The sequence below is a fragment of the Streptomyces synnematoformans genome (assembly GCF_039531005.1).
GTDB lineage: Bacteria > Actinomycetota > Actinomycetes > Streptomycetales > Streptomycetaceae > Streptomyces > Streptomyces synnematoformans.
On record NZ_BAAAPF010000410.1, the window covers coordinates 1 to 5,201 of the forward strand.

The 5,201-nt window shown below is 76.7% G+C and carries 3 protein-coding genes and 1 pseudogene; 2 read left to right on the forward strand and 2 right to left on the reverse strand.

Going from position 1 to position 5,201, the window contains the following annotated elements:
• Positions 1 to 813 (reverse strand): annotated as a pseudogene (locus ABD317_RS33240) (hypothetical protein); the annotation flags it as partial.
• Positions 814 to 913: 100 nt separating this feature from the next.
• On the opposite strand from ABD317_RS33240, the gene ABD317_RS33245 reads away from it, so the two are divergent.
• Positions 914 to 1,915: a helix-turn-helix domain-containing protein gene (locus ABD317_RS33245; protein WP_344294981.1), complete on the forward strand. Its 1,002-nt coding sequence runs from the start codon at positions 914 to 916 to the stop codon at positions 1,913 to 1,915.
• A 64-nt stretch (positions 1,916 to 1,979) separates the two neighbouring features.
• Here the strand turns inward: ABD317_RS33245 and rsgA are convergent, their stop codons facing one another.
• Positions 1,980 to 3,098, reverse strand: coding sequence for a ribosome small subunit-dependent GTPase A (gene rsgA / locus ABD317_RS33250; protein WP_344294983.1), 1,119 nt, complete (start codon positions 3,096 to 3,098; stop codon positions 1,980 to 1,982).
• 283 nt (positions 3,099 to 3,381) lie between these two features.
• Here rsgA and polX point away from each other — a divergent pair, with 283 nt between their 5' ends.
• The gene (gene polX / locus ABD317_RS33255; RefSeq protein WP_344294985.1) at positions 3,382 to 5,115 is read left to right on the forward strand and encodes a DNA polymerase/3'-5' exonuclease PolX; all 1,734 of its coding nucleotides are present in this window, start codon (positions 3,382 to 3,384) and stop codon (positions 5,113 to 5,115) included.
• Positions 5,116 to 5,201 lie beyond the last annotated feature (86 nt).

A 5,201-nucleotide genomic window follows, 5' to 3' on the forward strand; every position in this document is an offset into this window, starting at 1 on the left:
CGCGTGGGGCGCCTCGGCGGGCTCCGGGCGTGCCGGCGCGGGGGCGGCGGACTCCCGGTCCGCGGGCGGTGCCGCTTCCGCCGGATCCCCGTTCGGGGTCTCCCACGGCCACGGGGCGGGTTCCGCGGGCTCTCTCGGGCCGGGCTCCGCCTCGTCCGCGGGGGCGGGCTCCGCCGGCGCCCGCGGGGCGGTCGGTAGGTACGGCTCCGGCTCCGTGGCCGGCTCGCGCTCAGGGACGGACCACGCGTCCTCGGGATCCGCGGTCTCCACCGCGTCCTCGGTCTCCACGGGCCGCGCCGTCTCCACGGCGTCAACGGGCTCCGCCGGGTCCGCGGACCGCGCTTCCGCGGGTTCCAACGGCCGCCGCTCCGTCCGCAGATCCTCGCGCAGACCCGCGAACACGTCGTCCGTCCACCCGCCCCCGCGCGCCGGCGCGGCGGCGGACTCAGGTTCCGGTTCCGGTTCCGGCTCCGGTTCCGGTTCAGATTCCGCGCGCTCCGTGAAGCCCGGGACGCCCGCCACCGACGGCGCCGCCGCCGCGGCGGCGGACGGCGTCGGCGGCGGGTAGTCGGGGTCCCGCATCTGGTCGTACGGCTCCGCCGCCGACGGCCGCGACGTCCCCGCCGGGCCCGGGGGCGCCGCCGGGGGCGGCTCCGCCTCCTCGTCCACCGCCCTGGCCACCGACGCGAAGCGGTCGTCGAGGGTGTCCCCGGCCCGCTGCGGCCCGGTGTCCGGCACCCCCTCCGCGTACAGGTCGTGCCACCAGTCGTCCTCGGTGCGGCGTTCCCCCGCCGTCTCCCCCTGCCGATCCATGCCCCTATTCTTCCCCGCCTCCCGGGTCCGCAACGGCCGGACCCGCAAGATCACGGCAAGGGCCTTCCACCCGACCCTCCGGTGCGGTCAGGATGTGCAGGTGCTCGGTGCCATCGGACTCGACGACGTACAGGAGTCGGCCTACCGCGCGCTGGTCGCACTCGGCGCGGCCGACGTCCCCGAGCTGGCGCGGCGGTTGACGCTGCCCGAGCCGGAGGCGGTGCGGACGCTGCGGCGGCTGGAGCAGCACGGGCTGGCGGCGCAGTCGTCGGCGCGGCCGGGCCGCTGGGTGGCGGCGCCGCCGTCGGTGGCGCTGGGGGCCCTGCTCATCCAGCAGCGGCACGAGCTGGAGCGCGCCGAGCTGGCCGCGGCGCTGCTCGCGGAGGAGTACCGCGCGGAGGCCGGCGAGCCCGCCGACGTACACGACCTGGTCGAGGTGGTGACCGGCGCGGGAGCGGTGGCCCACCGGTTCCTGCAGCTGCAGCTCGGCGCCGAGCAGGAGGTCTGCGCGCTCGTCACGCGGGAGCCGCTGGCGGTGCGCAGCCAGGACAACACCGCGGAGGAGAAGGCCGCTGGCCGCGGCGTGCGCTTCCGGGTGGTGCTGGAGCGCTCCCGGCTGCTCGCCCCCGGCACGGTGACCGAGGCGACGGAGGCGCTGCGCCGGAACGAGGAGTTGCGGGTCGCGGACGTGGTGCCGACGAAGCTGGTGATCGCGGACGGGGCGACGGCGATGGTGCCGATGTCCGCCGAGGCGGGCGAGCCGGCGGCGCTGGTGGTGCACGCGAGCGGGCTGCTGGAGTCGCTCACGGGGCTCTTCGAGAGTCTGTGGCGGCAGGCGCTGCCTCTTCGGCTGGCCGCGGGCGGGGCGGCGGTGGCGGAGCAGCGGCCGGACGGGCCGGACGCGGTGGACCTGCAGATCCTCGGGCTGCTGCTGGCGGGGCTCACGGACGCGAGCGCCGCCAAGCAGCTGGACCTGGGGCTGCGGACCGTGCAGCGGCGGGTGAAGCGGCTGATGGAGATCGCCGGGGTGCACACCCGGCTGCAGCTGGGCTGGTACGCGCACGAACGCGGCTGGTCCGCGGAGCGGCCCCCGGACAGGTGACCGGGGGCACCCCCCACGTGCGTCGTCCCGGCGCCCCGGCGGCACCGCCGGCCGGCGCCGGGTCTCAGCCCCTCCCCTTGCGCGCCCGCCCCTCGCGGTCCGCCGCGTCGCGGCGCTTCCACTCCCGGCGCCGCTCCGCCTGCAGCCGCAGGTCCGTGCGGGCCGCGATGCGGGCGTTCTCGCGCTGCAGCTTGCGGTAGCTCTCCAGCCGGCGCGGGTGCAGGTCGCCGTTCTCCAGCGCCGCGACGACCGCGCAGCCCGGCTCGGCCTCGTGCGTGCAGTCGTGGAAGCGGCAGCGTTCGGCCAGTTCCTCGATCTCGGCGAAGACCTGGCCCAGCCCGTCGTCGGCCTCCCACAGCCCGACGCCGCGCAGGCCCGGGGTGTCGATGAGGACGCCGCCGCCGGGCAGGGGCAGCAGGTCGCGGGTGACGGTGGTGTGCCGGCCCTTGCCGTCGGCGTCGCGTACCGCGTGGACCTGCTGGGCGGCCGCGCCGAGCAGGGTGTTGGCGAGGGTGGACTTCCCGGCTCCGGAAGCGCCGAGGAGCACGGAGGTGCCGGTCGCCAGCGCGGCGGCCAGCTGCGGGACGCCCGCGCCGGTGGCGGCGCTGACCGCGAGGACGGCGGTGCCGGGCGCGACCTCCGCGGTGTCGGCGAGGAGGTGGTCGAGGACGGCGGGGTCGTCGACCAGGTCGGCCTTGGTGAGGACGACCAGCGGCTGGGCGCCGCTGGACCAGGCGAGCGACAGCATCCGCTCCAGGCGCGCCGGTTCGGTGTCGGCGGCGCGCGTCGCCGCCAGCGAGACGGCGATGACGGCGTGGTCGACGTTGGCGGCGATGACCTGGCCCACGGAGCGTTTGGACGACGCCGAGCGCAGAAAGGCCGTGCGGCGCGGCAGCAGGGCCCGTACGGCGGGGTGGGCGCCCGGTTCGAGCGCCGCCCAGTCGCCGGTGCAGGGCAGCCGGGTGAGGTCGGCGGTGCGGCCGGCGGCGCGGTCGGCTCCGGCGAGGCGGGCGGTGGTGGCGCGTACCGGGCCGGTGTCGGTGAGGGCGAGGCAGGAGCCGCGGTCGACCCGCGCGATGCGGGCCGGGATCAGCCCTTCGGACTCGTACGGCGCGAAGGCGTCGGCGGCGGCCTCATCCCAGCCGTACGCGGCCAGGGGACGGGAGGCGGGGTGGTGTGTCAACGGAGTGACCCTTCAGAGCGGCGCGGGCGTGCGGCTGGCCTGCGGGGACTGTGCCCCTGACGGCTTCGGTCATGGCCCTCACCTCCCTGGTCGGTACCGGTCACCTGGTGTGCTGGAAGCGTATGCAGTTACGCACACGTGGCGCCAGCGGTTTTCCCGCCCCGCGCCCGGGCGGCGGGGAGCGGCGATCGGCGGCATGCTTGTCGGCACGGGAGCGTCGCCGAGCGCCGGCCCCGCTGCCGTACGCCCGTACGCACCGCGACACGGACCGAGGTGAGCCGAGGTGGCGTCCAACGAGGAGGTCGCCGCGCTCCTGCAGGAGTACGCCGACCTGCTGTCCATCACCGGCGGCGACGCCTTCAAGGCGCGCGCCTACGAGCGCGCCGCCCGCGCGGTCGGCGGCCACTCCGCCGACGTCTCCGGGCTGGACGCCAAGGCCCTCAAGGCGATCCCCGGGGTGGGCGCGTCCATCGCCGGCAAGATCGGCGAGTACCTGCGTACGGGCCGGGTGGCGGCGGTCGACGAGGCCCGCGAGCGGATCCCGGCCGGGGTCCGGGAGCTGACCGCGATCCCCGCGCTCGGCCCCAAGCGGGCGCTCGTCCTGTACGAGGAGCTGGGCGTCTCGTCCGTCGACGAGCTGGCCGCGGCGATCGGCGAGCACCGGCTGCGCGGCCTGAAGGGCTTCGGGCCGAAGAGCGAGGAGAAGCTGCTGCACGGCATCGACCTGCTCCGCGCGGCCACCGGCCGGATCCCGGTCGACACCGCGCTCGCGCTGGCCGAGGACGTCGTCGCGCGGCTGGCGGAGGTGCCGGGCTGCGAGCGCTGCACGTACGCGGGCTCGCTGCGCCGGCGCCGCGGGACCGCCGGGGACCTCGACGTACTCGCCGCCGCGGCGGACTCCGGGCCGCTGACGGCGGCGTTCACCGGGCTGCCGGTGGTCGGTGAGGTCATCGGCACGGGCGGGACGAAGACGAGCATCCGCACCGCCGACGGCGTCCAGGTGGACCTGCGGGTGGTGCCGCCGGACGCGTGGGGCGCGGCGCTGCAGTACTTCACCGGATCCAAGGAGCACAACATCCGGCTCCGCGAGATCGCGGTGCGCAAGAAGCTGAAGCTGTCGGAGTACGGCCTCTTCCACGCCCGCAGCGGCCGCCGCATCCGGGTCGCGACCGAGGAGGACGTGTACGCCCGCCTCGGCCTGCCGTGGATCCCGCCGCCGCTGCGCGAGGACCGCGGGGAGATCGAGGCGGCGGCCCGCGGCGAGCTGCCGGAGCCGCTGGCGGAGTCCGATCTCCGCGGCGACCTGCACACCCACACCGACCTCACCGACGGCATCGACTCGCTGGAGGCGATGGTGGACGCCGCCCGGCGGCGCGGCTACTCCTACTACGCGATCACCGACCACGCGCCCGAGCTGCGCATGCAGCGCATGACGAAGGAGCGGATGCTCGCGCAGCGCGAGCGGGTCGCGGAGCTGGACGCGCGCAGCCGGCGGCGCTCGGGCGGGCTGCGGCTGCTGCACGGCACGGAGCTGAACATCGCGCCGGACGGCTCGGTCGACTGGCCCGGCGAGTTCCTGGAGACGTTCGACGTGTGCGTGGCCTCGGTGCACTCGCACTTCACGCAGCCGAGGGACGAGATGACCCGGCGCTTCCTCGCCGCGGTGGAGAACCCGCACGTGCACGTCATCGGCCACCCCACCACCCGCAAGGCCGGCAGGCGGCCGGCGGTCGACGCGGACTGGGACGAGATCTTCGCGGCGTGTGCCCGTACGGGCACGGCGCTGGAGGTCAACGCGCACCCGAACCGGCTCGACCTGCCGGACGAGCTGATCCTGCGGGCGCGGGGCCACGGCGTGAAGTTCGCCGTGGACAGCGACGCGCACTCGGTGCCGGACCTGGCGAACATGCGCTACGGCGCGGGCATCGCCCAGCGCGGCTGGCTGACGGCGGAGGACGTCGTCAACACCTGGCCGCTGGCGCGGCTGCGCAGCTTCCTGCGCGCGAAGGCCGCCTGAGGCGGCGGCGGGACCGGGCGGCCGGGGCGCGGACGGCGGCGGGCGGGCGCCGGTTCCCGGGGCGGTGCGGGCACGGGCGGCGGCGG